A 26,527-nucleotide genomic window follows, 5' to 3' on the forward strand; every position below is an offset into this window, starting at 1 on the left:
GGAGCCCTTCCCACGTGAGTGCCATCGGCCTTGCGCCCAGGCACGCAGCCGTGGGGATCAGATGCACACCATCCCGCTCTTGACGGGACTCATCAGGCCTGCCCGACCCGGGTGGCCCCAACGAGGGAAGGGTCCTTCGTGACCGACACCACGACCGGCGACAACGCCGCTCCCGCGACCAGCGAGCAGCCCCGTCGCTCCGGCGCCCTGAGCGCCATGCGCCTTGCCCAGCTCCAGCAGCTCGCCTCGAGCATGGGGATCACCGGCACCGCCAAGATGCGCAAGAGCGACCTCATCGCCGCCATCCGCGCCCAGCAGTCCGGCTCCTCCGCCCCCGCCGCCTCGGCCCCGGCCAAGCGGTCGGCCAAGACCGAGCAGCCGAAGGGGGAGGACGCCCCCTCCGCGCCCCGCGAGGAGACCGCGTCGCCGGCCCCCCGCGACGACAAGCCCGCCGAGCGTGCGCAGGGCGAGCGCGAGCAGCATGGTGGCAACGACCGCCAGCAGCAGGACCGCCAGCAGGGCGAGCGGGAGCAGCAGGGCGGCACCGACCGCGCCGAGCGCAACGACCGCGGTGGCAACACCCGTGGCGGCGACGACCGTCAGGGTGGCCGCAACGACAACCAGGGCGGCCGCAGCGACCGCGACCAGGGTGGCCGTCAGCAGGGCGGCAACCAGCAGGGTGGCCGTGGCGGCGACAACCAGGGCGGCGACAACCGCCAGGGTGGCCGCAACGACAACCAGGGCGGCGACAACCGCCAGGGTGGCCGCAACGACAACCAGGGCGGCGACAACCGCCAGGGTGGCCGCAACGACAACCAGGGCGGCCGCAACCAGGGTGGCGGCCAGGGCGGCAACGACGACGAGCGCGGGGGCCGGCGCAGCCGCAACCGCAACCGCAACCGCAACCGCGACAAGCGCCGCGGGGGCCAGCAGTTCGACGACACCGAGCCGCAGATCAACGAGGACGACGTGCTCGTCCCCGTCGCGGGCATCCTCGACGTGCTCGACAACTACGCCTTCGTGCGCACCTCGGGCTACCTGCCCGGTCCGGGCGACGTCTACGTGCCGCTCGGCATGGTCAAGCGCAACGGCCTGCGCAAGGGTGACGCCGTCACCGGTCAGGTCAAGGCCGCCCGCGAGGGCGAGGAGCCGCAGCAGCAGACCGTCGGGACCAAGGGCAACCGCGGCAAGTACAACCCGCTCGCCAAGCTCGAGACGGTCAACGGCATGACGCCCGACGACGCCAAGCGCCGCGCCGAGTTCGGCAAGCTCACGCCGCTCTACCCGCAGGACCGCCTGCGCCTCGAGACCGAGTCCAACGTCCTCACGACGCGGATGATCGACCTCGTCGCCCCGATCGGCAAGGGTCAGCGTGGCCTCATCGTCGCCCCGGCCAAGGCCGGCAAGACGATGGTCATGCAGTCGATCGCCAACGCGATCACGACCAACAACCCCGAGTGCCACCTCATGGTCGTTCTCGTCGACGAGCGCCCCGAGGAGGTCACCGACATGCAGCGCGCGGTCAAGGGTGAGGTCATCGCCTCCACCTTCGACCGCCCGGCCGACGACCACACGACGGTCGCCGAGCTGGCCATCGAGCGCGCCAAGCGTCTCGTCGAGATGGGCCACGACGTCGTCGTGCTCCTCGACTCGATCACCAAGCTCGGTCGCGCCTACAACCTCGCCGCCCCGGCGAGCGGGCGCATCCTCTCCGGTGGTGTCGACTCCGCGGCGCTGTACCCGCCGAAGAAGTTCTTCGGTGCGGCCCGCAACATCGAGAACGGCGGTTCGCTGACGATCCTCGCCACCGCGCTCGTCGAGACCGGCTCGCGCATGGACGAGGTGATCTTTGAGGAGTTCAAGGGCACCGGCAACATGGAGCTCAAGCTCGACCGTGGCCTGGCCAACCGCCGCATCTTCCCCGCGGTCGACGTCAACGGCTCCGGCACCCGTCGCGAGGAGATCCTCCTCGCGCCGGAGGAGCTGAAGATCATGTGGAAGCTGCGTCGCGTGCTGGCGGCCCTCGACACCCAGCAGGGCGTCGAGCTGCTCATCGACCGGCTGCGCAAGACGAAGACCAACTACGAGTTCCTCATGCAGGTCCAGCAGACGAGCTCGATCAAGCTCGGCGACGAGGACGAGACGGCCTGACGCCGACCCGACCACGGCTGGGGGGCCGCCGCGCTACGTGCGCGGCGGCCCCCTTCGTCGTCCCGAGACCCTCACCGCGCGCGACCCGACCATGAGTCATAGGGTTGCGGCACACCACGATTCACGGGCTAGGGGGTGGTCATCCCTGCATTGCCGTAGGGCAATACGGGCTCGGGGGTGGTCAACCCTGCATTGCCGTAGGGCAATGCGAAGGGGGGAGGAGGTCAGGCCTCGTCAGGGCCGGGGGAGTCCTCGTCGGAGAGCCCCTCGGCCGGGCGCTGGACCACGCGGCGCATCTCGGGGAAGCGGGCCTCGACGAAGCCGTAGTCGTCGTAGATGTCGCGGCCGACCTCGGTCGCGTTGAGCGAGATGACCTCGACGTCGGTCTCTTCCTCGAACCACGCGATGAGCTCGCCGAGCACTGCGTGGGTGAAGCCGAGCCGACGGTGCCGCGGGAAGGTCGCGATGTTGGAGACGTGACCGCCGGCGCCGCGGCGGGTGGGCCCGGGCATGAGGTCGACGACCTGACCCATCGCGCACGAGACGACGGTGCCGTGGGCCTCGGTGACGACGACCCGCACGTCGTCGTCGGCCAGGTGCAGCTGCAGCCAGCGGGCGGCGTCCTGCTGCCACCCGATGTCGGAGACCTCCTCGGAGGAGGCGCCCATGGCCTCGTACATCAGCGCCCGCAGGGCGACGATCGTGCCGATGTCGCCGGCCGTGGCCGGGCGGATCACCGAGCCCTCCACGGGGCCGGGCGTGGACTCCCTTCGTCGGTCACGGGTGGAGCGACGCGGCAGGCGGGGGGCTCGAGGTGCCATGCGCCCATCCTGCCGCAGCCGCTCCACCGGGTGCGGGGAACAACCACCGCCCACGGTGTGTTTGGACCACTGTGTCGGCTCTGGCACAATCAACTGCTGGTCCGGTTCACGGCACGCGGCACAGACGTCCGCAGTTGTCGGCCCCAGCGAGGGCGCAACGCCGACCCGGGCACCACGAGCAAGGAGCACCACGTGAAGAAGGACATCCACCCCACCTACGAGGCCACCAGCGTCTCGTGCACCTGCGGCAACACCTTCACCACCCGCAGCACCAAGCCGGGCGGCGAGATCCGCGTCGAGATCTGCAGCAACTGCCACCCCTTCTACACGGGCAAGCAGAAGATCATGGACACCGGTGGTCGCGTGGCCCGCTTCCAGAAGCGTTACGGCCAGAAGACCGAGGCCAAGTAACCCACTCGATGCGCCGGTCAGCCCACTGGGCTGGCCGGCGCATCAGTCTTTCCCACCACCTCTCCACCCACCCACCGCCGGGAGGCCACCGTGCTCGAGTCCGTCGAGGCGCTGCTCGCCGAGCACGCCGAGCTCGAGGCATCACTCGCCGACCCCGCCGTCATCGGTGACCCCGACCGGCTGCGCGAGGTCAACCGCCGCTACGCGGAGCTGACCCCGGTGGTCGCGGCCCAGCGTGAGCTCGACCTGGCCGTCGGTGACCTCGAGGCCGCCCGCGAGCTCGCGGCCGAGGACGCCGCCTTCGCGGCCGAGGTCCCGGCCCTGGAGGAGAGCGTGGCCGCCGGCGAGGACCGGCTGCGTCGGCTGCTCATCCCGCGCGACCCCGACGACGACCGCGACGTGATCCTCGAGATCAAGGCGGGCGAAGGGGGCGAGGAGTCGGCCCTCTTCGCCGGTGACCTGCTGCGCATGTACCTGCGCCATGCGGAGAAGCGCGGCTGGAGCACCCGCCTGCTCGATGCCACCGACTCCGACCTGGGTGGCTACAAGGACGTGCGGGTGGCGTTCGGCGCCAAGGGTGCGGCCGAGCCCGGCACCGCGCCGTGGGCTCGCCTCAAGTACGAAGGGGGAGTCCACCGCGTCCAGCGGGTCCCCGTCACCGAGAGCCAGGGCCGGATCCACACCTCCGCGGCCGGCGTGTGGGTCATGCCGGACGTCGGTGACGTCGTCGAGGTGGAGATCGACCCCAACGACCTGAAGATCGACGTCTACCGCTCCTCCGGGCCCGGTGGGCAGTCGGTCAACACGACCGACTCCGCGGTACGGATCACCCACCTGCCGACGGGGGTGGTCGTCTCCTGCCAGAACGAGAAGTCCCAGCTGCAGAACAAGGAGTCGGCGATGCGCGTGCTGCGCGCCCGGCTGCACCAGATGGCGATGGACGAGGCCGCGGCCGAGGCCAAGGAGGCGCGCGCCTCGCAGGTGCGCACCGTCGACCGCTCCGAGCGGATCCGCACCTACAACTTCCCGGAGAACCGGATCAGCGACCACCGCACCGGCTTCAAGGCCAACCGGCTCGACGCGGTGCTCGACGGTGACCTCGACGCCGTCGTCGACTCCGCGGTGCAGGCCGACGAGGAGGCGCGGCTGGCGGCTCTCGCCGGGGACGGGGAGTGACCTCCCTTCGCTCGGCGGTGGGAGAGGCAACGGCCACGCTCACCGCTGCCGGGGTGCCGACCCCGCGACCCGACGCCCTGCTCCTGGCTGCCCACGCGCTGGGCTGCGACCGCGGCGAGGTCGAGCGCCGCATGCTCCTGGGCGCCGACCTCGACGAAGCGGGCGCACGGCGACTCCGGGCGCTCGTCGAGGAGCGCGCCGCCCGGGTGCCGCTGCAGCACCTCACCGGGACCGCCCCCTTCCGCCGGCTCGAGCTGCACGTCGGGCCGGGCGTCTTCGTGCCGCGCCCCGAGACCGAGCAGGCCGTCGACCACGTGCTCGCCGCGATCGCCGGCCTCGAGGCACCCGTCGTCGTCGACCTGTGCACCGGCTCGGGCGCACTCGCGCTGGGGGTCGCCGACGAGGCGCCGGGTGCCGAGGTGACCGCCGTCGAGCTCAGCGAGCTCGCCGTGGCCTGGGCCGCGCGCAACATCGAGGCGACCGGACTGCCCGTGCGCCTCGTCGCCGCCGACGCCACCGCCGACCCCGCCACCGTGCCCGAGCTCGCCGAGCTCGTCGGCCGGGTAGACGTCGTCGTGTCCAACCCGCCCTACATCCCCGTCGGGATGGTGCCGCTCGAGCCGGAGGTCGCCGAGCACGACCCCCAGGTGGCGCTCTACGGCGGTAGCGCCGACGGGCTGGCGATCCCGCTCGCGGTCGCCGCGACCGCCGCGCGCCTGCTGCACCCGGGCGGGCTGCTCGTCATGGAGCACGCCGACAGCCAGGGCGAGAGCCTGCCCCGCGCGTTGTCGGCCACGGGCGACTGGGCGGACACCAGCGACCACGCCGACCTCGCCCGGCGCCCTCGCACCACGACCGCGCGTCGCTCCTGAGTCCACGAGCACGACGAAGGGGGCGTGGCCGACCGGCCACGCCCCCTTCGGTGGTGCTGGGAACTTCAGAGGATGTACATCAGCAGCACGATGATCAGCAGCACGCCGACGATCGTCCAGATGAGACCTGAGCCTCGCATGTTCTCCTCCTCCAGGGGATCGGTTTTGGGCGGTCATTCAACCTATCGCCGCGAGGGGCGCGTGGGGGCGAAGCGGCGTCACCAATTCGGCGGCGTCCCGACCGGGCCCGTCCGCCGCGAGCCTGCGGCATAGGGTGGGCCCCATGAGTCCCGTCGTCGATGCGACCACCGCAGACCGCGAGCAGAGCGTGACGGCGACGGTCGACGCCGTCCGCCGCGGCGAGGTCGTCGTCATCCCCACCGACACCGTCTACGGGATCGGGGCCGATGCCTTCGACCCCGAGGCGGTCGCCGCCGTCCTCAACGCGAAGGGGAGGGGGCGCGACATGCCCCCGCCCGTCCTCATCCCCGACGTGCGTACCGTCGACGGACTGGCCCGCGCCGTGCCCGAGTGGGCCCGCCGGCTGGTCACCGAGCTGTGGCCGGGGCCGCTGACGCTCGTGCTGCTCGCCCAGCCGTCGCTCCACTGGGACCTCGGCGAGACCGCCGGCACCGTCGCGCTGCGCATGCCCGACGACGAGATCGCCCTCGAGGTCCTGCGCGAGACCGGCCCGCTCGCCGTGACGAGTGCCAACCGCACCGGCGAGCCGGCGGCCACCAGCGTCACCGACGCCGCCGTGCAACTCGGCCCGGCCGTGAGCGTCTACCTCGACGGTGGGCCGCGCACCAGCCAGGAGCCGTCGACGATCATCGACTGCACCGGCGAGCACCCCGTCGTCCTGCGTCTCGGCGCGATCGGCCGCGAGCGTCTCGAGGAGATCCTCGGCGTGGGCTTCGACCGGCCCGCCGACGCCGGTGAGGGCGCCGCCGACGTGGCGACGCCCGACGGCACCGACTCCGCCGACGACGCCGGGCCCGACCCGCAGCCGGGCGACCTGCCCGTCTACGACGACGAGGACCCCGAGGTGGCGGCCGCCGAGGCGGCTCGTCACCACGAGGCCCGGCACGGCACCGCCGGTGACGCGGCCGACGCGCAGTGGGAGGATCTCCCTTCGTCGGACCCGGCCCACCCCGAGACCGACCCGACCGACCCCACCACCCCGACCACGGAGGCCCCTCGATGACCGACGACACCTTCTACGGCTCCGACTTCGGTGCCCTGAGCGCCTTCGACCCGGAGATCGCCGGTGTCCTCACCAGCGAGCTCGACCGCATCCGTGGCGGCCTGCAGCTCATCGCCAGCGAAAACATCTCCTCGCCGGAGGTGCTCACCGCGCTCGGCTCGACCTTGAGCAACAAGTACGCCGAGGGCTACCCGGGGCGTCGCTACTACGGTGGCTGCTCCGAGGTCGACAAGGCGGAAAACCTGGCGATCGAGCGCGCCAAGAGCCTGCTGGGCGCCGAGCACGCCAACGTCCAGGCGCACTCCGGTGCCAGCGCCAACCAGGCCGTCTACGGCGCCTTCCTCCAGCCGGGCGAAAAGATCCTCGCGATGTCGCTGCCGCACGGTGGCCACCTGACCCACGGCACCAAGGTCTCCTTCTCGGGCAAGTGGTTCGACGCCGTCCACTACGGCGTGCACCCCGAGACGGAGGACGTCGACTACGACGAGATGGAGCGCCTGGCCAAGGAGCACCGCCCCAAGGTCATCTGCTCCGGCGGTTCGGCGATCCCGCGCCTGCTCGACTTCGAGCGCATCCGCGCCATCTGCGACGAGGTCGGCGCTATCATGTGGGTCGACGCGGCCCACTTCATCGGTCTCGTCGCCGGCAAGGCGATCCCGAGCCCGGTCCCGCTCGCCGACGTCGTCACCTTCACGACGCACAAGGTGCTCCGCGGCCCCCGCTCGGGTGCGCTGGTGTGCAAGGAGGAGCACGCCAAGGCGCTCGACAAGGCGATCTTCCCGATGATGCAGGGCGGGCCGCAGATGCACACGATCGCGGCCAAGGCGGTCAACTTCAAGGAGTGCGCGACGCCCGAGTACCAGCAGTACGCGGCCGACGTCATCGCCAACTCCAAGGTCCTCGCCGACGAGCTCCTGAAGCGCGGCATCCGCGCGACGACCGGCGGCACCGACACCCACCTGGCGCTCCTCGACCTGCAGGGCGTCGGCGTCACCGGGGTCGACGCCGAGGCGCGCTGCGACGCGGCCGGCATCACCCTCAACAAGAACGCCATTCCCAACGACCCGCAGAAGCCTTCGGTCGCCTCCGGCATCCGCGTCGGCACCCCGTGCGTCACGACGCAGGGCATGGGCACCGACGAGATGGTCAAGATCGCCGAGCTCATCCACACCGCCGTGACGAAGGGGGACGCCGACCCCGAGCACGAGGTCTCCCGTGAGGTGCGTGCCCAGGTGAGCGAGCTCGTCACCACCTTCCCGGCCTACCCGCGCTGAGGGGTAGCACGCCGGTGGTCGAGGTGCGACGAGCCCTGCGAGGAGCCTCGAGACCCGGGCCACCAAACGGGGGCGCGTCGTGAGGGAGTACGTCTTCGTCTTCCTCGTCGCGCTCGCCTCGACCTATGTCCTCGTTCCCCTGGTGCGCACCATCGCGGTGCGTGTCGGTGCCTTCACCGAGGTGCGGGAGCGCGACGTCCACGTCGTGCCGATCCCGCGCCTCGGTGGGGTGGCGATGTTCCTCGGCTACGCGGCCGCGACCCTCGCGGCGTCGCGGATGCCCTTCCTGCGGCAGGTCTTCGAGACCGGTGAGCTCATCGGGATCCTCGTGGGGGCGGGCGTCGTCTGCCTCGTCGGGGCGATCGACGACGTCAGGGAGCTCGACGCCCTGACCAAGCTCGGCGGTCAGCTCGTCGCCGCCGCGATCATCGCCTTCGCAGGGGTGCAGTTCTTCTCGCTGCCGCTCGGCACGGTGACCGTGCTGCCCGCACCCGTCCTCGTGCTCATGACGATCTTCGTCGTCGTCCTGTGCATCAACGCGGTCAACTTCATCGACGGGCTCGACGGCCTGGCCGCCGGCCTCGTCGCCATCGCTGCCGGCGCCTTCTTCATCTACAGCTACCTCATCTCGGGTGGCTACGACCCGCCCAACGTCTTCTCCTCGGCGACCTTCATCTCCGCGGCGCTCGCGGGCTGCTGCCTGGGCTTCCTGCCGCACAACGTCTTCCCGGCCAAGCTCTTCATGGGTGACTCCGGTGCCCTGCTGCTCGGCCTGCTGCTCGCGGCCGCGACGATCTCCAACGTCGGGCAGATCAACCCCGACCAGGTGAGCGCCAACGCGGTCGCCGCGACCGTGCTGCCGCTGCTCATCCCGATCTCGATCATGCTCCTGCCGCTCCTCGACGTCGTGTGGGCGGTCGCGCGGCGGACCGCCCGCGGGCAGCGCCCGTGGGACGCCGACAGCCAGCACCTGCACCACCGCATGCTCCAGATCGGCCACGGCCACCGGCGCGCGGTGCTGCTGCTGTGGCTGTGGGCGGCCGTCGTCGCCCTGGGGGCGGTGAGCTTCGTCTTCCTGCCGCCGCTCGTCGCCGGCATCGGGGGAGTGGTGATGCTCGGCGTCGCCGCGGTCCTGACGATCTGGCTGCCGCGCTTCTCCCGACCCGGGCACCGACCCAAGAAGTACGATGCCCAAGGGCAGCGGATCGACGCCTGATTGGTGGCCTCCGCGGCGCTTGTGTAAACTTTCACAAGCGCCCGCCGGACCGTCTGGTCCGACCCGTAGAGCACCTCATGCTCCCGTTCCCGAAGTGAGCCGATGACGACGACTCAGCGCCGCAGCCCCGTGCCGGGCATGCGCCGTGGTGTCCTCGTCTCCGGGCTCTGCGGCACGGTCGCGCTGACCATCTCCGGAGCAGTGGCCAAGGGAGCCGACGGCGCCCTGAGCGCCCTCGCCGGAGCGCTCCTGTCGTTCGTCGTCCTGCTGCTCGGCCTCCTCGCCATCTCGGCGGTCGTGGCGGGGGACCCCGGTGCCTCGATGGCGGGTGCCGGACTGGTCTTCATGGGTCAGCTCATCATCCTCGTCGCCGCGATCGCGCTGCTGCGCCAGCAGCCCTCGCTCGACGGACCGGTCATCGCGGCCGCCGCCATCGTCGAGGTCGTCCTCATCCAGGTGGGCCAGCTGCGCGGGTACGTCCGCGCCCGGCACGCCATCGACCCGCAGGCCGGCCGCGCATGAACGCGCTGGCACGGCGGACCCCGGGCCGCACGCCGCGTCTGGTCACCAAGGCCGACGCCGACCCGCAGCGGGTGCGGGCCGTCAGCGAGCGCTACGCCCACGACCCGAGCCGGCCCAACCCCACGGCCCAGGCCGATGCCATGGGTTCGACCGTCCTGGCCTACCTCATCACCGGTCCGCTGCTCTTCGGCGCGATCGGCTGGGGCATCGACCGGTGGCTGGGCGTGACGGGTTTCGTCGCGGTCGGCATCGTCGCGGGCATGGGTCTGTCGCTCTACACCATCTGGCTCCGATACGGTACGTCCCAGGCACCCCCGCACGATGACCCCGAGCAGGGGTCGACGACGGCTGCCCAGCCACACAACGAGGAGATTCAGTGACCCTGCCTGCGCTCACTTCTGCGCTGCCCGCTGCCGGTGGCGGCGAGGGCTATCAGCCCCCGACGCCGGAGATCTTCTGGCAGCCGCTCTTCGAGATCGGTGGCCTGACGGTCACCAACCAGATGGCGTGGGCCGCCATCATCACGGCGGTGCTCTCGATCGGTCTCGTCGCCCTGAGCAAGAACGCCTCGGTCGTCCCGAGCAAGGCCCAGTGGCTGCTCGAGGGTGCCTACAACTTCCCCCGCAACTCCATCGCCCGCGACATGATCGGGACCAAGGAGTTCAAGAAGTTCGTGCCCCTGCTGGTCACCCTCTTCTTCATGGTCCTCTTTTACAACTTCGCCGGCTCCTTCTTCGGCGCGATGAACCCGGTCAACGGCAAGATCGGCTTCCCGATCGCGCTGACCCTCGTCGTCTACGTCGTCTATCACTGGGTGGGCTTCCAGAAGATGGGCTTCGTCGGCTACTTCAAGCACATGGTCCCGCCGGGTCTGCCGGGGTGGATCGCGCCGGTCATCTTCCTGCTCGAGGTCATCACCTACTTCGTGACCCGCCCGCTGACGCTGGCGCTGCGACTCTTCGGCAACATGTTTGCCGGCCACATGATCATCTACCTCTTCGTCACCGGAGCCTTCTACTTCCTGCTCCACGGTGACGGGATCCTGATGCAGGCGCTGTCGCTGCCGACCTTCCTCATGGCCGGCGTCATGCTGATCTTCGAGCTCCTGGTGCAGTTCCTCCAGGCCTTCGTCTTCACCCTCCTGGCGGCCAGCTACATTGCCGGCGCCGTCGCCGACGACCACTGATCGTCGATCTCGTACCCACAACTGCATAGCACCACCACCCAGTACTTCCCCGCGGGACAGACCTCGCGGCGGATCACAGAAACACGAAAGAGGAATCATCGTGGAAATCACCGGCTCGCTCTCCCTGATCGGTTACGGCCTCTCCGCCATCGGCCCGGCCATCGCCGTCGGCCTGATCTTCGCGGCGTACATCAACGGTGTCGCCCGTCAGCCCGAGGCCCGCGGTCTGCTGCAGCCGATCGCCATCCTCGGCTTCGCCCTCGCCGAGGCGCTCGCGATCTTCGGTCTGGTGCTCGCCTTCGTCCTCTGATTCGCCGGCAACGGCAACGTTCGAATCAGCACCAGTCACTAGGAGTACCCCGTGCACATCACCGCAACCGCGTCAACGGTCGTGGGGCTCGCCGCGGCGGGTGAGGGCGAGACCATGCCCCTCATCCCGCACTGGGAGGAGCTCGTCTTCGGGCTGATCATGTTCGCGATCCTCTTCTGGGTCGTCGCGAAGAAGGTCGCCCCGAACCTCGAGAAGGCCTACGAGGAGCGCCACGCCGCGATCGAGGGTGGCATCGCCCAGGCTGAGAACGCCCAGGCCGAGGCCGAGGCCGCCAAGGCCCAGTACGAGGCCCAGCTGGCCGAGGCTCGCGCCGAGGCCGCCAAGATCCGTGAGGACGCACGCGCCGAGGGCGCGGCCATCGTCGCGGAGATGCGCGGGCAGGCTCAGGACGAGGCCAACCGCATCACCGAGTCGGCGCACAAGCAGATCGAGGCCGAGCGCCAGCAGGCCTTCGTCTCGCTGCGCGGTGAGGTGGGTCGTCTGTCGACCGACCTGGCCGGTCGCATCGTCGGCTACGAGCTGCAGGACTCCTCCAGCCGCCAGGGCCTCATCGACCGCTTCATCGCGGAGCTCGAGTCGGGTCAGGTCCAGCCGGAAAAGGTGGGTGCTGCTCCGGCAGCGACCGCCGCGCCGGCGGAGCAGGGCCAGCTCGACCTCGGCGACGCGGGGCGTGACGCCTGATGCGAGGCTCTTCCCGCGCCGCCGTCGCCGAGGGACGCCAGTCCTTCGAGACCGCGCTGACGACCGGGGACCCGGCCGTCCTGGCGGACGAACTCTTTGCCGTCACCGGGCTGCTCGACGACAACGCGGCACTGCGCCGCACCGTCGCCGACCCCTCGCGTGAGGGCAAGGAGCGGGCCGACCTCGTCACCCGGCTGCTCCACGGCAAGCTGTCCAACGAGACCGTGGGCGTCGTCTCGGTGCTCGTGTCCCAGCGCTGGGCGCAGGACCGCGACCTCACCGACACGATCGAGCGCTTCGGCGTCGAGGCCCTCCTCAAGGGGGCCGAGGCCAGCGGCAGCCTCGACCAGGTCGAGGACGAGCTCTTCCGCTTCGAGCGTCTCGTCGACGGCAACCCCGAGCTGCGTGACGCCCTGGGCAACCGTCAGGGCGACGCGGCCGGCAAGGCCGACCTCGTCAGTAGCCTCCTGCAGGGCAAGGCCCGGCCGGAGACGGTCCGACTGGCTCGCCAGGCGGTCCTGGCGCCGCGGGGTCGTCGCTTCGACCGCACGCTCGAGGCCTACCTCGACATCGCGGCCGAGCGTCGCCAGCAGCTGACCGCCGTCGTGACGACCGCGGTCGACCTCACGCAGGAGCAGCGCACCCGCCTGGCCGGCGCGCTGCAGCAGATCTACAGCAAGCCCGTCCAGCTGCAGATCGTCCACGACGAGGACGTCATCGGCGGGATCCGGGTCCAGATCGGCGACGAGGTCGTCGACGGGACCGTCCTGCGACGTCTCGACGAGGCGAAGCGCCACCTGGCCGGCTGAGCCCGGGTCAGACCCACCATGCAGACCACATATTCGGCCACCACAGCGGCCGGCAACGAGGAGAAGACAACATGACGGAGCTTTCGATCCGTCCGGAGGAGATCCGGGACGCCCTGGACGGCTACGTGCGGTCCTACAACCCGGGCGCGGCCTCCCGCGAAGAGGTCGGCCGCGTCACCGACTCCGGTGACGGCATTGCCCACGTCGAGGGACTCCCTTCGGCCATGACCAACGAGCTGCTCGAGTTCGAGGACGGCACCCTCGGCCTCGCGCTCAACCTCGACGTCCACGAGATCGGTGTCGTCGTCCTCGGCGACTTCTCCAAGATCGAGGAGGGCCAGACGGTCAAGCGGACCGGCGAGGTCCTCTCGGTCCCGGTCGGTGACAACTTCCTCGGCCGCGTCGTCAACCCGCTCGGCCAGCCGATCGACGGCCTCGGCGAGATCGAGGCCGAGGAGCGCCGCGCGCTCGAGCTGCAGGCCCCCTCGGTCGTGCAGCGCAAGTCGGTCCACGAGCCGCTGCAGACCGGCCTGAAGTCGGTCGACGCCATGACCCCGATCGGCCGTGGCCAGCGTCAGCTGATCATCGGTGACCGCCAGACCGGCAAGACCACGGTCGCGGTCGACACGATCATCAACCAGAAGCAGTTCTGGGAGACCGGCGACCCGCAGAAGCAGGTGCGCTGCATCTACGTGGCCATCGGCCAGAAGGGCTCCACGATCGCGTCCGTCAAGGGCACGCTCGAGGAGGCCGGCGCCATGGAGTACACGACGATCGTCGCGGCTCCCGCCTCGGACGCCGCCGGCTTCAAGTACCTCGCCCCCTTCACCGGCTCGGCCATCGGCCAGCACTGGATGTACCAGGGCAAGCACGTCCTCATCGTCTTCGACGACCTGAGCAAGCAGGCCGAGGCCTACCGCTCGATGTCGCTGCTGCTGCGCCGCCCGCCGGGTCGCGAGGCCTACCCGGGTGACGTCTTCTACCTGCACTCGCGTCTGCTGGAGCGCTGCGCCAAGCTCTCCGACGACATGGGCGCCGGCTCGATGACCGGTCTGCCGATCATCGAGACCAAGGCGGGCGACGTCTCGGCGTACATCCCGACCAACGTCATCTCGATCACCGACGGCCAGATCTACCTGCAGGCCGACCTCTTCAACTCCGACGTCCGCCCCGCCATCGACGTGGGTGTCTCGGTCTCGCGTGTCGGCTCGGCCGCGCAGACCAAGGCGATGAAGTCGGTCTCCGGTCGCCTCAAGCTCGACCTGGCCCAGTACCGCGCCCTCGAGGCCTTCGCGATGTTCGCGTCGGACCTGGACCCGGCGTCGAAGCAGCAGCTGGCCCGAGGCGCCCGCCTCGTCGAGCTGCTCAAGCAGAAGCAGGCCGACCCCTACCCGGTGCCCGAGCAGGCCGTCGCCATCTGGGCCGGCACCACCGGTGAGCTGGACCCCATCGCCGTCGAGGACGTGCGTCGCTTCGAGGCCGAGTTCCTCGACCACCTGCGTCGCAACAAGAACGACCTCATGGAGGGCATCCAGGAGACGGGCAAGCTCGAGGACTCGACGATCTCCGCCCTCGAGGCCGAGATCAAGAGCTTCCGCGAGACCTTCGCCCCGTCCAACAAGGACGAGGTCCCGGTCGGGTCCGCCGAGGAGTCGGGCGAGGACGCCCAGGACTCCGAGCAGGTCCAGATCGTCAAGCAGAAGCGCTGACCCACCACCGGTCGGGCGTCGTCCGCGACGCCCGACCGGGGGCAGCAGCCCCGACCGCCGGCCCTGAGCCGACCACAGACCACCAGAGAGGCGGAAGCACATGGGAGCGCAGATCCGGGAGTACCGGCAGCGCATCCGGTCCGTCAGTGCGACCAAGAAGATCACGCGCGCCATGGAGCTCATGGCGGCCTCGCGGGTCGTCAAGGCCCAGCAGGCCGTGCGTGAGTCCACGCCCTACGCCCGCGCCCTGACGCGCGCCGCGTCGGCCGTGGCCACGTACTCCGACGAGGACCACCCGCTGACCACCGAGCCGGACAACGTGCGCCGTGCCGCGGTGCTCGTCATCGCCGCCGACCGCGGCCTCGCGGGCGGCTACAACTCCAACGTCCTCAAGGAGGGGGAGCGGGTCTCCGCCGCCCTTCGTGACCAGGGCAAGGAGGTCCAGACGTACCTCGTGGGTCGTCGCGCGGTCTCCTACTACTCCTTCCGCAAGAGGGAGTACGTCGCCGAGTGGACCGGCTCGTCCGAGAAGCCCAGCTTCGACAACGCCCGTGAGATCGGCGAGCGGCTCGTCGCCGACTTCACCACGGACTTCGGGGACGGCGGCGTCGACGAGGTCCACGTCGTCTTCACCCGCTTCGTCTCGATGGTCACGCAGGAGGCCGAGGTCATCCGGCTGCTGCCGCTCGAGGTCGTCGAGGGCGTCGAGGAGCCGGGCGAGGACGAGCTGTACCCGCTCTACGAGTTCGAGCCGAGTGGCGAGGAGCTGCTCGACACGCTGCTCCCGCGCTACGTCAACGCGCGCATCTTCAACTGCCTCCTCCAGGCGGCGGCTTCCGAGCTCGCGGCACGTCAGCGCGCGATGAAGTCGGCGACCGACAACGCCGAGGAGCTCATCAAGAAGTACACCCGACTGGCCAACCAGGCCCGTCAGGCCGAGATCACCCAGGAGATCTCCGAGATCGTCGGCGGGGCCGGGGCCCTTGCCGAGTCCAAGTGAGAAGGTAGAGAGAACCCATGACTGCCACCGTCACCGAAGAGAACACCACCCAGGCGGGTGGGGTCGGGCGCATCTCCCGCGTCACCGGCCCGGTCGTCGACGTCGAGTTCAGCGCCGACACCATGCCCGACCAGTACAACCTGCTCACCACCGAGGTCCAGCTCGGGGAGACCACCCGCACGCTGAACCTCGAGGTCGCCCAGCACATCGGCGACAACATGGTCCGCGCCATCTCCCTGCAGCCCACCGACGGTCTCGTCCGCGGCGGCCAGGTGCAGGACACCGGCGGCCCGATCACGGTCCCCGTCGGTGACGTCACCCTCGGCAAGGTCTTCAACGCGACCGGCGCCTGCCTCAACCTCGAGGAGGGCCAGACCCTCGAGGTCAACGAGCGCTGGGGCATCCACCGCTCCGCCCCGGCCTTCGACCAGCTCGAGTCGAAGACCCAGATGTTCGAGACCGGCATCAAGGTCATCGACCTGCTGACCCCCTACGTCCAGGGTGGCAAGATCGGCCTCTTCGGTGGTGCCGGTGTCGGCAAGACCGTCCTCATCCAGGAGATGATCGCCCGAGTCGCGCGCGACCACGGTGGTGTCTCCGTCTTCGCCGGTGTCGGCGAGCGCACCCGTGAGGGCAACGACCTCATGGTCGAGATGGAGGAGGCCGGCGTCCTCGGTCAGACCTCCCTGGTCTTCGGCCAGATGGACGAGCCGCCGGGCACGCGTCTGCGCGTCGCCCTGTCCGCCCTGACCATGGCGGAGTACTTCCGCGATGTGCAGAAGCAGGACGTGCTCCTCTTCATCGACAACATCTTCCGCTTCACGCAGGCCGGTTCCGAGGTCTCCACGCTGCTGGGCCGCATGCCCTCCGCCGTGGGGTACCAGCCGAACCTCGCCGACGAGATGGGCGTCCTCCAGGAGCGGATCACCTCGACGCGTGGTCACTCGATCACCTCGATGCAGGCGATCTACGTGCCGGCCGACGACTACACCGACCCGGCGCCGGCGACGACCTTCGCGCACCTCGACGCGACGACCGAGCTCAACCGTGAGATCGCGTCGATGGGTATCTACCCTGCCGTGGACCCGCTGACCTCGACCAGCCGGATCCTCGACCGTCGCTACATCGCGGAGGACCACTACAACACCGCGGTCCGCGTGAAGTCGATCCTGCAGAAGAACAAGGAGCTGCAGGACATCATCGCGATCCTCGGTATCGACGAGCTGTCCGAGGAGGACAAGATCCTCGTCAACCGCGCGCGTCGGATCCAGCGCTTCCTGTCGCAGAACACCTACGTCGCCAAGCAGTTCACCGGCATCGAGGGTTCGACGGTCCCGCTGGCCGACACCATCGAGGCGTTCACCAAGATCGCCGACGGTGAGTACGACCACGTGGCCGAGCAGGCCTTCTTCATGTGCGGTGGCCTCGACGACGTCGAGCGCCAGTGGGCGGAGATCCAGAAGAGCCTCTGACCCCACCCCGCGTCAACGCGACGGCCGCCCCCTTCGTCCATCGAAGGGGGCGGCCGTCGCCGTGTCGTGGTACGGCATTGGGGCCGCGGGGGAGGGGCCACCTACACTGGCGGCCATGACGACTCCCGGCGACCAGCCGCACACGCCCGGCCCGCCCCCGCCCCCCGGGGCCGGCGGAGCCCAGGGTCAGCCCGTCCCTCCGCAGCCCGGCCAGGGGCAGCCGCAGTCCGGCTACCAGGCGCCCGGATACCAGCAGGCTCCCCAGTTGACCGGTGCCGAGCGCTACCACCTCAACGTCATGGGGCAGGACTACGGGCCCTACGACCTCACCCAGCTCGCCGGCATGGCCGTGGGCGGTCAGCTCAAGGGCGACACCCCGGTCCGTGCCGAGGGCCAGCAGACGTGGTTCCCCGCGTCGCAGGTGCCCGGGCTCTTCTCCAGCCGCGAGTGGATGACCACCCTGCTGCTGTCGATCTTCGTCGGGGGCCTCGGCGTCGACCGCTTCTACCTTGGCCAGACCGGGCTGGGCGTGCTCAAGCTCGTCACCTGCGGTGGTCTGACCGTCTGGACCCTCATCGACATCATCCTCGTCGTGACCCGCAAGATGGTCGACGTCGACGGGCGGCCGCTGCGATGACCCAGCAGACCGGCGGGCAGGTGCACTTCGCACGCGGCGTGAGCATCGCCGAGCGGACCATCATGCCGATCCTCGCGGCCATGAGCCTCGTCGCGCTCGTCATCGCGCGGGCGTGGCCGGTGACGTCGGTCGACTCCGGCCAGCCGACGTGCATCATGCGCATCGCGACCGGTCTGCCCTGCCCGGGCTGTGGGATGACCCGCTCGTGGGTGCACCTCGCGCACGGTGACGTCGCCAGGGCCTTCGAGTACAACTTCTTCGGCCCGATCGGCTTCGCCATGGCCGTGGTCCTCGTCGTGTGGACCGCCTACGCGCTGCTGCGCCGGATCCCCACGAGCCGCCTGCTCGACAGGGTCAACCCGAGATGGCTCGTCGCGCTCACCGTCGTGTGGCTCGGCTACTCGGTCGTGCGGATGATCAGCCTGGGCATGGGCCAGGACTACTTCGCGCTCGTCGTCGCCTGAGGCGCGCGCAGGCTCGCACCACGCGCGGGCTACGATGGACACCCGCACCACCCCGAGACCCGAAGGACCCCCAGTGAGCTCCCTCAACGTCGAACTCGTCGCCGCCGACCGCAAGGTCTGGTCGGGCGAGGCCAGCATGGTCCGTGCCCGCAGCGTCGAGGGCGAGATCGGCATCATGCCCGGTCACACTCCGCTGCTCGGTGTGCTGATCGAGGGCGACATCGTCATCCACACCACCGAGGGTGGCGACCAGACCGCGACGATCGACGGCGGCTTCCTGTCCGTCGACCACGACAACGTCACGATCGTCGCCGAGACCGTTCAGACCCCGGCCAAGGCCTGACGCACGCCCCATGTCCACCCTGCAGGCGGTCGAGTTGATCCTGCTCGCAGGGTGTCTGCTCCTCGCGCTGTGGCTCGTGCTGGTGTGGCTGCGACGCCGTTCCCTCGCCGCCCACGGCCCCGTCCACCCCTGCGCGGTCAAGCTGCCCGAGTCGCCCCGATGGCGACTCGGGTTGCTGCGTCTCGGGTCGGACCGGCTCGACTGGTTCAGTGTCGGGGGAGTGACGACGCACCCGACGATGACCTGGCTGCGTGAGGGCCTGGAGATCTCCACCCCGCAGTCGGGCGAGACCATCTCGATCCCGGGCCTCGACGGTGCCCTCTCGGTGACGCTCAGCGGCCGTGACGGGGTGCTCGCCCGCCTCGCGGTCGAGCCGAAGATCTACCCGGCGATCCGCTCCTGGCTGGAGTCTGCGCCGCCGGGCCACAACGTCAACGTGACCTGAGCCCCCCTTCGCCTCTCCTCACGGTCAGGCGTCCTTGGTGGGGCGCTCCTCGCGGCCACCGCCGGGCTGCCAGAGCACGTCGCCGCCGATCGGCAGGTTGGCCACCCGGGCGAGGATGAAGAGCAGGTCCGACAGACGGTTGAGATAGGTCGTCGTCAGGGGGTTGACGCCGCCGGTCCCGCGCTCGTCGGCCGTCTCGGTGCCGTACTCCTCCCGGGCCGCCCACGCCGAGCGCTCCGCGCGCCGCACGACGGTCGTCGCGTGGTGCAGGTGGGCGGAGCCGGCGGTGCCGCCGGGCAGGATGAAGGAGCGCAGCTTGTCGACCTGGGTGAGGTAGCGGTCGCAGTCGGCCTCGAGCTCGTCGACCCACTCCTGCTTGACCCGCAGCGGGGGGTACTCGGGGTCGGCCTGCAGCGGCGTCGACAGGTCGGCGCCGAGGTCGAAGAGGTCATTTTGCACCCGGGTGAGGGTCGCGACGACCTCGTCGGGCAGGCCGCCGGTCGCCACGGCGACACCGATGACGGCATTGGCCTCGTTGGCGTCGGCGTAGGCCTGCAGGCGGGAGTCGGTCTTGCTCGTGCGGCTGAAGTCGCCGAGCGCGGTCGTCCCCTCGTCGCCGGTGCGGGTGTAGATCCTCGTGAGGTTGACCATGGCGTCATCGTCGCAGACCCTCGCGAGCGCCGTCCCGAGGTCGTCCCGATGGTGGCGCGAAGGGAGAGTCCTGACCTGACGCAGGTCATGGCGTGATGACATCGTGATTTGCAGGTGCAACCCCGGCGGTGTTTCGCACGTCACACTGGGTGACAACGGTTCACGCAGGGGAAAGCAGGTAACCGTCATGAGCGCAACGACCGCGCTGTCGCCCGTGGGTGGCGCAGGGACCACCCGCGTCCGAGTCCACGTGCCCTTCGACCTGCGGCACAGCGCAGACCTGCGGCAGGAGCTGGTCACCGCCGTGCGCGAAGGGGGTGACCTGGTCCTGGTGGACATCTCCGAGTCGACCGTGGTGGACCAGGTCGGCTTCGCGACGCTCGTCGCGGCGCATGCGCGCGCCGCGCGTGCCGGACGTCGCTTGCGCTACGTCGGGGCCGACGAGCGGACCACGCGCCTGCTGCGTCGGGCCGGGCTGGTACGCCTCCTGCACGAGACGCCGTCGCCGGCCCTCGCGCTGCGCCGCCGCACCGTCGCGGTCTGAGCGCGCGCGGCCGCACCGCCGCACGGCCGCACCTAGACTCCCGGCGTCGAGACGGCGGGAGGACTGCCCGGTGACGAGCGAGACGGCGGGGCGCTACCCCTGGGACGGTGGACGCGACCCCGCGGTCGACCTGGTGCGCGGCGTGGCAGTCATCTGCATGGTCATCGCCCACGTGCGCGTCTGGGCCCCCTTCGACTCCGGCGTCGCCGAGCTCGCGCTGCTCGTCGTCAACAACGTCGCCTCGCCGCTCTTCGCGCTCGTCATGGGGGTCTCGGCCGGCATCGTGCTCACCCGCCGTGAGCGCCGGGTGGCCGGCGGGGTCTTCGTCGTGCGCGACCTCGTCCGCGGGCTGCTCCTCGTGGGCATCGGTCTCGCCCTGCAGGCCCTGCACACCTTCGTCGCCATCGTGCTGATGTCCCTGGGAGCGACCCTCATGGTCGCCGCGCCGCTCGCACTGCTGCCGGTCCCGGCCGTCGGCGCCATCGCCGCGGCCGTCTTCGCCGCGGGCCCGTGGGTCAACGCCGCCGCCCGGTCGGCCCTCGACCCCACCCGGGTGCACTCCGGCGCTCTCGTCGACCAGGTCCTCCGGTGGCTCGTGCTCTCGACCCACTACCGGGTGGTGAGCCTGCTCCCCTTCGTCCTGGCCGGTGTGGTCCTCGCCCGGGTGCGGCTCACCCGGCAGGCGGCCGCGACGACTCTTGGCGTCGGCCTGCTCGCCGGGGTCGGTGTCGTCCTCCTGCGGCTCGCCGGGCACGGGCTCGGGGTGAGCGAGGTGCGCTCGGGCGACCTGCCCGATGCCCTGCTCGACGTGGCGCTCGCGGCGACGGCATTCGGCGTGATCGTGCTGCTGGCGCGGTGGGGCCCGATGCGATCCGTCGTCACCGCACTCGCCCCGGTGCGCGCCACCGGCGCACTGGCCCTCACGGCCTACGTGCTGCACGTCTGCCTCATCGCCGCCGTCATGCGCGCGGTGGACTGGCCGGACGCGCAGGCGGGCTGGGCCCTCTACGGCGGCGGGGTCCTGCTGGCCACGGTCGGGGCGTGCTGGCTGTGGTGGTGGCTGCTCGGCAAGGGGCCGGTCGAGCGCCTCATGGCGCTGGTCACCGACCGCATCGGGTGAGGTCGACCCCCTTCGCCTGCGGGGTGGGGTGCCCGGGTGTGGCGTCATTCACCGCGGACAGGCCTACGCCACGCCGGGGCGCGCGGGTACCTTGCCACCTATGGCCGACAGCACCGATGCCCCCACGCCCGCAGCCGAGGCAGCCCGTCCCGAGCGCGACCGCCCCTGGGTGATGCGGACTTACGCCGGGCACTCCAGCGCGGCCGCGTCCAACGAGCTCTACCGGCGCAACCTCGCCAAGGGCCAGACCGGTCTGTCGGTGGCCTTCGACCTGCCGACGCAGACCGGCTACGACCCCGACCACGTGCTCAGCCGTGGCGAGGTCGGCAAGGTGGGCGTGCCGATCAGCCACATCGGTGACATGCGTCGGCTCTTCGACCAGATCCCGCTCGGCGAGATGAACACCTCGATGACGATCAACGCCGTCGCGATGTACATGCTGGCGCTCTACCAGGTCGCCGCCGAGGAGCAGGCCGAGGCCGCGGGGGAGGACCCGGCCGAGGTGCGTGCCCGGCTGGCCGGCACGACGCAGAACGACATCATCAAGGAGTACCTCAGCCGCGGGACCTATGTCTTCCCGCCCGGGCCCTCGATGCGCCTCATCACCGACATGGTGACCTACACCGTCGGCGAGATCCCCAAGTGGAACCCCACCAACATCTGCAGCTACCACCTGCAGGAGGCCGGGGCGACGCCGGTGCAGGAGATCGCCTACTCGATGTCGACGGCGATCGCCGTGCTCGACGCCGTCAAGGCGTCCGGCCGGGTGCCCGACGAGGACTTCGGCAAGGTCGTCGCCCGCATCTCCTTCTTCGTCAACGCCGGCGTGCGCTTCATCGAGGAGATGTGCAAGATGCGCGCCTTCGTCGAGCTGTGGGACGAGATCACCCGCGAGCGCTACGGCGTCACCGACGCCAAGCAGCGCCGCTTCCGCTACGGCGTCCAGGTCAACAGCCTCGGCCTGACCGAGGCCCAGCCGGAGAACAACGTCCAGCGCATCGTGCTCGAGATGCTCGCCGTCACGCTGAGCAAGGACGCCCGGGCCCGCGCGGTCCAGCTGCCCGCGTGGAACGAGGCGCTCGGCCTGCCCCGCCCGTGGGACCAGCAGTGGTCGCTGCGCCTGCAGCAGGTCCTCGCCTTCGAGTCCGACCTGCTCGAGTACGACGACCTCTTCACCGGGTCGCCGGTCGTCGAGCGCAAGGTCGCCGAGCTCGTCGAGGGCGCCAAGGCCGAGATCGACCGGATCCAGGAGATGGGCGGTGCCGTGCCGGCCGTCGAGTCGGGTTACATGAAGAACGCGCTCGTCGCCAGCCACTCGCTGCGTCGCCAGCGGATCGAGGCAGGCGAGGACATCGTCGTCGGCGTCAACAAGTTCGAGACCACTGAGCCCAACCCGCTGACCGCCGACCTCGACACCGCGATCCAGACCGTCGACGCCGATGTCGAGGCCAAGGCCGTCGAGGCCGTGCGCGCATGGCGCACCGAGCGCGACGCCGACCCGCAGGCCGCCGCCGCGGCCGCCGACTCGCTCGCCCGCCTCAAGGAGGTCGCGGCGACCGACGACAACCTCATGGAGGCCTCGCTCGTCTGCGCCCGCGCCGGGGTCACCGTCGGGGAGTGGGCTCAGGCGCTGCGTGAGGTCTTCGGTGAGTTCCGCGCTCCCACGGGGGTCTCCGGGTCGGTCGGCGTCGCCGACGGCGGCTCGGCTGACCTCGTCGAGGTCCGCTCGCGGGTGGCCGCGACGGGCGAGGAGCTCGGCGAGCGGCTGCGCGTCCTCGTCGGCAAGCCCGGCCTCGACGGCCACTCCAACGGCGCCGAGCAGATCGCCGTGCGGGCGCGTGACGCGGGCTTCGAGGTGGTCTACCAGGGCATCCGGCTGACGCCCGAGCAGATCGTCTCCGCGGCCGTGGCCGAGGACGTCGACCTCGTCGGCGTCTCGATCCTCTCCGGCTCGCACATGGAGCTCGTCCCCGACATCCTCAAGGGCCTCGAGGCCGAGGGCGCCGGTGACATCCCGGTCGTCGTCGGCGGGATCATCCCCGAGTCCGATGCGGCCCGGCTGCGCGAGCTCGGTGTCGCGGCCGTCTTCACGCCCAAGGACTTCGGTCTCAACGAGATCATGGGCTCCTTCGTCGACATCATCCGTGAGCGCCGCGGGCTCTCCGCCCGGGAGACCGTCGACGTGTGAGCGGCGCCCGGGTCTCCTGGCTGCACGCGGTCGTCGCGGTCCCCGTCGCGGCGATCGCCTGGGTCGTCGTCGCCGGTGCGCTGGCGTACACCGGCAGTGACATCGCCTTCTCCGGGCTCCTCGCCTGCGGCGTCGGCGCGGCCAGCGGTGCCGCGCTGCTGCTCGTGCCCCGCCCGGCCGCGCGTGGCCTCGGCCTGGGGACGATCATGACGATGCTCCCGTGCGCGATCGGGCTGGCGATCAGCCTGATGTGACCCGGCGTGGGGCTAGGGTCGAGTGGTGGCCCTGCACTGCCCGGCGACCCTGCTCGTCGCCACCCCACCCCGCGGGGCGAAGGGAGTGTCCTCCCTCGTCGACGCCCTCGCGGGCGAGCGGGTGCTCGCCGTCGTGCGACCACCCGATCTGGCGGTCGGGGAGGAGCTGGCGCAGCGGCTCGGCGCGCCGCTGGAGGACGAGGAGGGACTCGCGGCCGGCGAGGCCCCGCCGGCCACGCTCGGTGCCATCGCCGACCTGCACCGCGGCGAGACCGTGCTCGTGCTGGCCAGACCACCCGGCGAGGTGACGGACGCCCCCTTCGTCCGGCTGGAGCTGGACTGAACCGGTCAGAAGAGGCGGTGCATGCTCGTGTCGATGCCCTTGAGTTCGTCGTAGTCGAGGGTGACGCAGCGGATGCCGCGGTCCTCGGCCAGGGTGCGCGCCTGCGGCTTGATGACCTGGGCGGCGAAGACACCGGTGACCGGGCGCAGGGCGGGGTCGCGGTTCATCAGCTCGAGGTAGCGGGTCAGCTGCTCCACGCCGTCGATCTCGCCGCGGCGCTTGATCTCGACGGCGACGGAGACGCCCTGGGCGTCCCTGGCGAGGATGTCGACCGGGCCGATGGCCGTCATGTACTCGCGGCGCACGAGCGTGTAGCCCTCGCCGAGCGTCTCGATGTGCTCGGCGAGAAGCTTTTGCAGGTGAGCCTCGACACCGTCCTTGACCAGGCCGGGGTCGACGCCGAGGTCGTGGGCGGAGTCGTGGTGCACCTCGTGGAGCTTGACCCGCAGGCGGTCCTCGGTCTTGGCGTGCTGGACGACCCAGACCGACTCGACCCCCTCGGCGGCCTCGGTCTCGTCGGGCTCGACCTCGGCCATGGAGCACGGCGGGGCCATCCAGTTGAGCGGCTTGTAGGAGCCGCCGTCGCTGTGGACGAGGACCGATCCGTCGGCCTTGACCATGAGCAGACGGGTCGCCAGGGGCAGGTGGGCGTTGAGCCGCCCCTCGTAGTCGACGCTGCAGGTCGCAATCACCACTCGCACCCCGCAGACCCTACGCGCACAACGGGTTCGCGCGTGATCGACCCTGTGCGGACCGTCACGCCGCGAACCCCTACCGGGGGGTCAGGTGGACTGCGATAGTGCTCGACATGTCAGACTCCCGCGCCCTTGCAGACGCCCTTGTCTTCCCGTACCTGAACCACGCCGCCTCGATGTTCGACGAGCAGTACGCCTCGCGTGAGGACCTCGACAACGGCATGCGCTTCGGCTGCGGCCTGCCCAAGGGGCCGCTCACCGTCATCGACGAGCTCGGCCTCGAGACCGTCCGCGACGCGCTCGCCGCGCGCTTCGAGCAGACGGGCGACCCGCGTCACCAGCCCAGCGCCGCCATCGAGCGACTCATCGCCGAGGGGCGCACCGGCAAGGCGGCCGGCAAGGGCTTCTACACCTACGAGGGTGACGAGGTCGTCGCCGACGAGCTGACCCCGGCCGCGACCGGGCAGGGCGCCGCCCGCCCGGTCAAGACGGTCGGCGTCGTCGGCTCCGGCACCATGGCCAGCGGCATCGTCGAGGTCTTCGCGGCCAACGGCTTCCCCGTGACCTATGTCGCCCGCACGCAGGACAAGGTCGACGCCGTCGCCGCCAAGATCGCCAAGAACCTCGCCCGCCAGGTCGACAAGGGTCGGCTCGAGCAGGGCGACGCCGACGCGATCCTCGGCCGCCTCACCGGTGCCACCGAGCGCGAGGCGCTCGGTGACGTCGACATCGTCGTCGAGGCGATCGCCGAGGAGATCGGCATCAAGAACCAGCTCTTCGCCGACCTCGACCGCATCTGCAAGCCGGGCGCCGTCCTCGCGACGACGACCTCCTCGCTGTCCATCGCCGACCTGGCCGCCCAGACGAAGCGCCCCCAGGACGTCGTCGGCATGCACTTCTTCAACCCCGCGCCGGTGATGAAGCTCGTCGAGGTCATCAACCACCCGACGACCGGTCAGGACGTGCTCGACACGGTCCTCGACCTGTGCCTCAGCACCCGCAAGGTCGCCGTCAGCTGCGCCGACCGCGCCGGTTTCATCGTGAACGCGCTGCTCTTCCCCTACCTCAACGACGCCATCAAGGCGCACGAGGAGGGCGCAGAGATCGACACGGTCGACGGAGCGATCACCGAGCACTACGGCTACCCGATGGGGCCCTTCGCCCTGCTCGACGTCGTCGGCAACGACGTCGCCCTGGCGATCGAGGAGGAGCTCCTCGCGGAGTTCAAGCACGAGTCGCTCACCCCGGCCCCGCTGCTGCGCGAGGTCGTCGCCGCCGGCAAGCTCGGCCGCAAGACCGGTGAGGGCTTCCGCACCTACTGATCGCCGCGCACGACCACGGCCCCGGATCTCCCTTCGGTCCGGGGCCGTGGCGCGTCGAGGTCACGATGACGAGGGGGCCAGCAGCTCCGGAGGGACGAGCGAGGCACCCACGACCCCGCTGAGGAGCAGCGGGTCGACGCGCTCCCCGCGCCGCAGCACGCTGATCGCCCCCGACGGCTCGAAGGTCACCGCGACGACCTCCTCGTGGTGGCGCACCCCGGCGAGCCGCAGCCGCGACTGGAGCTCGCCCGGGAGGACGTGGCAGCGACGCATGTGCTCCTCGATGACGTGCGGGCCGGCCATGAGCAGGACCGGAGGGTTGACGATCGTGCGCTGGATCCACCCGCGATGCCGCAGCACCCCGAGGAGGCCCTGCATCGTCACGAGGGTCGTCAGGGCGACGAGCCCGCTGCCGAGCACCGGGACGTCGCCGAGCGAGGCCCGCCCGATGATCGAGCCGAAGGCGATGACCGCGACGAGGTCGAAGCTCGACATGCCCGAGAGGACCCGCTGACCCAGCACCCGTACGAGGAGGAGCATCGCGAGATACATGCCGACCGTGCCCACGGCCACGGAGACCGCATCCGTCGGGGTGATCCAGAGCAGGTCGCGCACAGGTCCTCGATTCTTCGGTCGGCGTCGAGCCGGACCGACTGGCCCGGCGGGCGGGGCGTGGGACAGCATGG

At 70.7% G+C, this 26,527-nt stretch carries 30 protein-coding genes; 26 read left to right on the forward strand and 4 right to left on the reverse strand.

Going from position 1 to position 26,527, the window contains the following annotated elements; translation table 11 throughout:
* Positions 1 to 138: 138 nt before the first annotated feature.
* Positions 139 to 2,151 carry a transcription termination factor Rho gene (gene rho, locus NYE39_RS15300; protein WP_445667081.1) on the forward strand — a complete coding sequence of 671 codons (2,013 nt, stop codon included), beginning with the start codon at positions 139 to 141 and terminating at the stop codon, positions 2,149 to 2,151.
* 224 nt (positions 2,152 to 2,375) lie between these two features.
* On the opposite strand, the gene NYE39_RS15305 is transcribed toward rho, so the two are convergent.
* Positions 2,376 to 2,972, reverse strand: a complete 597-nt coding sequence (locus tag NYE39_RS15305; protein ID WP_341013209.1) for a GNAT family N-acetyltransferase — start codon at positions 2,970 to 2,972, stop codon at positions 2,376 to 2,378.
* Positions 2,973 to 3,164: 192 nt separating this feature from the next.
* Between NYE39_RS15305 and rpmE the strand changes: the two genes are divergently transcribed.
* From rpmE to NYE39_RS15400, 19 genes are all read left to right on the forward strand, one after another.
* A complete protein-coding gene (gene rpmE, locus NYE39_RS15310; RefSeq protein ID WP_072623991.1) occupies positions 3,165 to 3,383 on the forward strand; it encodes a 50S ribosomal protein L31 in 219 nt (72 codons plus the stop codon).
* 90 nt (positions 3,384 to 3,473) lie between these two features.
* A complete protein-coding gene (gene prfA, locus NYE39_RS15315; RefSeq protein WP_341013210.1) occupies positions 3,474 to 4,559 on the forward strand; it encodes a peptide chain release factor 1 in 1,086 nt (361 codons plus the stop codon).
* On the forward strand, positions 4,556 to 5,431 hold the full coding sequence (prmC, locus tag NYE39_RS15320; protein WP_341013211.1) for a peptide chain release factor N(5)-glutamine methyltransferase: 876 nt from the start codon (positions 4,556 to 4,558) through the stop codon (positions 5,429 to 5,431). The genes prfA and prmC overlap by 4 nt, the downstream gene beginning before the upstream one ends.
* 283 nt (positions 5,432 to 5,714) lie before the next feature.
* Positions 5,715 to 6,635, forward strand: a complete 921-nt coding sequence (locus NYE39_RS15325; RefSeq protein ID WP_341013212.1) for an L-threonylcarbamoyladenylate synthase — start codon at positions 5,715 to 5,717, stop codon at positions 6,633 to 6,635.
* Entirely contained in the window at positions 6,632 to 7,909 is a 1,278-nt protein-coding gene (glyA, locus tag NYE39_RS15330; RefSeq protein WP_341013213.1) for a serine hydroxymethyltransferase, read from the forward strand. The genes NYE39_RS15325 and glyA overlap by 4 nt, the downstream gene beginning before the upstream one ends.
* A gap of 79 nt (positions 7,910 to 7,988) precedes the next feature.
* The gene (locus NYE39_RS15335) at positions 7,989 to 9,125 is read left to right on the forward strand and encodes an MraY family glycosyltransferase (RefSeq protein ID WP_341013214.1); all 1,137 of its coding nucleotides are present in this window, start codon (positions 7,989 to 7,991) and stop codon (positions 9,123 to 9,125) included.
* Between the two features lie 102 nt (positions 9,126 to 9,227).
* The gene (locus NYE39_RS15340; RefSeq protein WP_341013215.1) at positions 9,228 to 9,647 is read left to right on the forward strand and encodes a hypothetical protein; all 420 of its coding nucleotides are present in this window, start codon (positions 9,228 to 9,230) and stop codon (positions 9,645 to 9,647) included.
* Complete coding sequence (locus NYE39_RS15345) at positions 9,644 to 10,027, forward strand: AtpZ/AtpI family protein (RefSeq protein ID WP_072623998.1); 384 nt, start codon at positions 9,644 to 9,646, stop codon at positions 10,025 to 10,027. The genes NYE39_RS15340 and NYE39_RS15345 overlap by 4 nt, the downstream gene beginning before the upstream one ends.
* Positions 10,024 to 10,833, forward strand: coding sequence for a F0F1 ATP synthase subunit A (gene atpB / locus NYE39_RS15350; RefSeq protein WP_072623999.1), 810 nt, complete (start codon positions 10,024 to 10,026; stop codon positions 10,831 to 10,833). The genes NYE39_RS15345 and atpB overlap by 4 nt, the downstream gene beginning before the upstream one ends.
* 100 nt (positions 10,834 to 10,933) lie before the next feature.
* Positions 10,934 to 11,143 carry an ATP synthase F0 subunit C gene (locus NYE39_RS15355; RefSeq protein WP_174522284.1) on the forward strand — a complete coding sequence of 70 codons (210 nt, stop codon included), beginning with the start codon at positions 10,934 to 10,936 and terminating at the stop codon, positions 11,141 to 11,143.
* A 51-nt stretch (positions 11,144 to 11,194) separates the two neighbouring features.
* Positions 11,195 to 11,845, forward strand: a complete 651-nt coding sequence (locus NYE39_RS15360) for a F0F1 ATP synthase subunit B (RefSeq protein ID WP_341013216.1) — start codon at positions 11,195 to 11,197, stop codon at positions 11,843 to 11,845.
* Positions 11,845 to 12,654, forward strand: coding sequence for a F0F1 ATP synthase subunit delta (locus NYE39_RS15365; RefSeq protein ID WP_341013217.1), 810 nt, complete (start codon positions 11,845 to 11,847; stop codon positions 12,652 to 12,654). The genes NYE39_RS15360 and NYE39_RS15365 overlap by 1 nt, the downstream gene beginning before the upstream one ends.
* A gap of 71 nt (positions 12,655 to 12,725) precedes the next feature.
* Entirely contained in the window at positions 12,726 to 14,363 is a 1,638-nt protein-coding gene (gene atpA / locus NYE39_RS15370) for a F0F1 ATP synthase subunit alpha (RefSeq protein ID WP_341013218.1), read from the forward strand.
* A 100-nt stretch (positions 14,364 to 14,463) separates the two neighbouring features.
* Complete coding sequence (locus tag NYE39_RS15375) at positions 14,464 to 15,363, forward strand: F0F1 ATP synthase subunit gamma (protein ID WP_341013219.1); 900 nt, start codon at positions 14,464 to 14,466, stop codon at positions 15,361 to 15,363.
* A 17-nt stretch (positions 15,364 to 15,380) separates the two neighbouring features.
* Positions 15,381 to 16,835, forward strand: a complete 1,455-nt coding sequence (gene atpD / locus NYE39_RS15380; RefSeq protein ID WP_341013220.1) for a F0F1 ATP synthase subunit beta — start codon at positions 15,381 to 15,383, stop codon at positions 16,833 to 16,835.
* A gap of 115 nt (positions 16,836 to 16,950) precedes the next feature.
* On the forward strand, positions 16,951 to 17,472 hold the full coding sequence (locus NYE39_RS15385; RefSeq protein ID WP_341013221.1) for an NINE protein: 522 nt from the start codon (positions 16,951 to 16,953) through the stop codon (positions 17,470 to 17,472).
* The gene (locus tag NYE39_RS15390) at positions 17,469 to 17,936 is read left to right on the forward strand and encodes a DUF2752 domain-containing protein (protein WP_072624006.1); all 468 of its coding nucleotides are present in this window, start codon (positions 17,469 to 17,471) and stop codon (positions 17,934 to 17,936) included. The genes NYE39_RS15385 and NYE39_RS15390 overlap by 4 nt, the downstream gene beginning before the upstream one ends.
* Before the next feature lie 73 nt (positions 17,937 to 18,009).
* A complete protein-coding gene (locus NYE39_RS15395; RefSeq protein WP_072624007.1) occupies positions 18,010 to 18,279 on the forward strand; it encodes a F0F1 ATP synthase subunit epsilon in 270 nt (89 codons plus the stop codon).
* 10 nt (positions 18,280 to 18,289) lie between these two features.
* Entirely contained in the window at positions 18,290 to 18,724 is a 435-nt protein-coding gene (locus tag NYE39_RS15400; protein WP_341013222.1) for a DUF2550 family protein, read from the forward strand.
* 24 nt (positions 18,725 to 18,748) lie between these two features.
* Here NYE39_RS15400 and NYE39_RS15405 read toward each other — a convergent pair whose 3' ends face one another.
* Positions 18,749 to 19,375, reverse strand: a complete 627-nt coding sequence (locus NYE39_RS15405; protein ID WP_341013223.1) for a cob(I)yrinic acid a,c-diamide adenosyltransferase — start codon at positions 19,373 to 19,375, stop codon at positions 18,749 to 18,751.
* Between the two features lie 187 nt (positions 19,376 to 19,562).
* Between NYE39_RS15405 and NYE39_RS15410 the strand changes: the two genes are divergently transcribed.
* From NYE39_RS15410 to NYE39_RS15430, 5 genes are all read left to right on the forward strand, one after another.
* Complete coding sequence (locus tag NYE39_RS15410; RefSeq protein ID WP_083546019.1) at positions 19,563 to 19,919, forward strand: STAS domain-containing protein; 357 nt, start codon at positions 19,563 to 19,565, stop codon at positions 19,917 to 19,919.
* A gap of 70 nt (positions 19,920 to 19,989) precedes the next feature.
* The gene (locus NYE39_RS15415; protein ID WP_341013224.1) at positions 19,990 to 21,039 is read left to right on the forward strand and encodes an acyltransferase family protein; all 1,050 of its coding nucleotides are present in this window, start codon (positions 19,990 to 19,992) and stop codon (positions 21,037 to 21,039) included.
* A 172-nt stretch (positions 21,040 to 21,211) separates the two neighbouring features.
* Positions 21,212 to 23,227, forward strand: coding sequence for a protein meaA (locus NYE39_RS15420; RefSeq protein WP_341013443.1), 2,016 nt, complete (start codon positions 21,212 to 21,214; stop codon positions 23,225 to 23,227).
* A complete protein-coding gene (locus NYE39_RS15425) occupies positions 23,224 to 23,481 on the forward strand; it encodes a hypothetical protein (protein ID WP_341013225.1) in 258 nt (85 codons plus the stop codon). Before NYE39_RS15420 ends, NYE39_RS15425 begins: the two co-directional genes overlap by 4 nt.
* Positions 23,482 to 23,506: 25 nt before the next feature.
* Positions 23,507 to 23,824 carry a hypothetical protein gene (locus NYE39_RS15430; RefSeq protein WP_341013226.1) on the forward strand — a complete coding sequence of 106 codons (318 nt, stop codon included), beginning with the start codon at positions 23,507 to 23,509 and terminating at the stop codon, positions 23,822 to 23,824.
* A gap of 5 nt (positions 23,825 to 23,829) precedes the next feature.
* Here the strand turns inward: NYE39_RS15430 and nucS are convergent, their stop codons facing one another.
* Positions 23,830 to 24,525: an endonuclease NucS gene (gene nucS, locus NYE39_RS15435; protein WP_084449374.1), complete on the reverse strand. Its 696-nt coding sequence runs from the start codon at positions 24,523 to 24,525 to the stop codon at positions 23,830 to 23,832.
* Positions 24,526 to 24,632: 107 nt separating this feature from the next.
* Between nucS and NYE39_RS15440 the strand changes: the two genes are divergently transcribed.
* A complete protein-coding gene (locus NYE39_RS15440) occupies positions 24,633 to 25,841 on the forward strand; it encodes a 3-hydroxyacyl-CoA dehydrogenase NAD-binding domain-containing protein (RefSeq protein ID WP_341013227.1) in 1,209 nt (402 codons plus the stop codon).
* 60 nt (positions 25,842 to 25,901) lie between these two features.
* Here the strand turns inward: NYE39_RS15440 and NYE39_RS15445 are convergent, their stop codons facing one another.
* Positions 25,902 to 26,456, reverse strand: a complete 555-nt coding sequence (locus NYE39_RS15445) for a DUF421 domain-containing protein (RefSeq protein WP_341013228.1) — start codon at positions 26,454 to 26,456, stop codon at positions 25,902 to 25,904.
* Between the last annotated feature and the right edge of the window lie 71 nt (positions 26,457 to 26,527).

It is taken from the genome of Janibacter sp. FSL W8-0316 (assembly GCF_038004165.1).
Taxonomy (GTDB): domain Bacteria; phylum Actinomycetota; class Actinomycetes; order Actinomycetales; family Dermatophilaceae; genus Janibacter; species Janibacter indicus.

Excerpts from the sequence above, each read along its gene's own strand:
- atpD (WP_341013220.1), top strand. The coding sequence starts at position 15,381 with ATGACTGCCACCGTCACCGAAGAGAACACCACCCAGGCGGGTGGGGTC.
- NYE39_RS15400 (WP_341013222.1), top strand. The coding sequence starts at position 18,290 with ATGTCCACCCTGCAGGCGGTCGAGTTGATCCTGCTCGCAGGGTGTCTG.
- NYE39_RS15375 (WP_341013219.1), top strand. The coding sequence starts at position 14,464 with ATGGGAGCGCAGATCCGGGAGTACCGGCAGCGCATCCGGTCCGTCAGT.
- NYE39_RS15340 (WP_341013215.1), top strand. The coding sequence starts at position 9,228 with ATGACGACGACTCAGCGCCGCAGCCCCGTGCCGGGCATGCGCCGTGGT.
- NYE39_RS15410 (WP_083546019.1), top strand. The coding sequence starts at position 19,563 with ATGAGCGCAACGACCGCGCTGTCGCCCGTGGGTGGCGCAGGGACCACC.
- NYE39_RS15420 (WP_341013443.1), top strand. The coding sequence starts at position 21,212 with ATGCGGACTTACGCCGGGCACTCCAGCGCGGCCGCGTCCAACGAGCTC.
- NYE39_RS15325 (WP_341013212.1), top strand. The coding sequence starts at position 5,715 with ATGAGTCCCGTCGTCGATGCGACCACCGCAGACCGCGAGCAGAGCGTG.
- NYE39_RS15390 (WP_072624006.1), top strand. The coding sequence starts at position 17,469 with ATGACCCAGCAGACCGGCGGGCAGGTGCACTTCGCACGCGGCGTGAGC.
- NYE39_RS15305 (WP_341013209.1), bottom strand. The coding sequence starts at position 2,972 with ATGGCACCTCGAGCCCCCCGCCTGCCGCGTCGCTCCACCCGTGACCGA.
- NYE39_RS15385 (WP_341013221.1), top strand. The coding sequence starts at position 16,951 with ATGACGACTCCCGGCGACCAGCCGCACACGCCCGGCCCGCCCCCGCCC.
- NYE39_RS15345 (WP_072623998.1), top strand. The coding sequence starts at position 9,644 with ATGAACGCGCTGGCACGGCGGACCCCGGGCCGCACGCCGCGTCTGGTC.
- glyA (WP_341013213.1), top strand. The coding sequence starts at position 6,632 with ATGACCGACGACACCTTCTACGGCTCCGACTTCGGTGCCCTGAGCGCC.
- NYE39_RS15365 (WP_341013217.1), top strand. The coding sequence starts at position 11,845 with ATGCGAGGCTCTTCCCGCGCCGCCGTCGCCGAGGGACGCCAGTCCTTC.
- NYE39_RS15440 (WP_341013227.1), top strand. The coding sequence starts at position 24,633 with ATGTCAGACTCCCGCGCCCTTGCAGACGCCCTTGTCTTCCCGTACCTG.
- NYE39_RS15405 (WP_341013223.1), bottom strand. The coding sequence starts at position 19,375 with ATGGTCAACCTCACGAGGATCTACACCCGCACCGGCGACGAGGGGACG.
- atpA (WP_341013218.1), top strand. The coding sequence starts at position 12,726 with ATGACGGAGCTTTCGATCCGTCCGGAGGAGATCCGGGACGCCCTGGAC.